Annotated in this window: 1 protein-coding gene; it reads right to left on the bottom strand. The window is 56.2% G+C overall.

Annotated elements, in window-relative coordinates:
- Positions 1-47 precede the first annotated feature (47 nt).
- Positions 48-256, bottom strand: a 209-nt coding sequence (locus tag SB822_RS58850; RefSeq protein ID WP_410859342.1) for a hypothetical protein, incomplete at its 5' end; no start/stop codon positions are given.

The raw sequence follows: 256 nt of genomic DNA, 5'->3' as shown, positions 1-256 counted from the left end.
CGAGCGCGCGTGACGAGCTACTGCGACTGGGCGAGGACCTGCCCCGGCTATGGCATCACCCGGGCAGTTCCGTTGAGATCAAGAAGCGGATACTGAGAATTGTGATCAAGGAGATCGTAGTCACAAAGCAGGACGACACGATTCGCGCGCTCGTGCATTGGCAAGGAGGCGATCATACCGAGATCGTATTCGAGAAGAGCCACACAGGTGAGCATCGTTGGACTACAGATGTCGAAACCATAGACATCGTTCGCGC

The organism is Paraburkholderia sp. SIMBA_054, from assembly GCF_046534875.1.
Classification (GTDB): domain Bacteria; phylum Pseudomonadota; class Gammaproteobacteria; order Burkholderiales; family Burkholderiaceae; genus Paraburkholderia; species Paraburkholderia hospita.
Note: the sequence above shows the minus strand (reverse complement) of the source record. Positions and strands in the feature narration are given on the sequence as shown.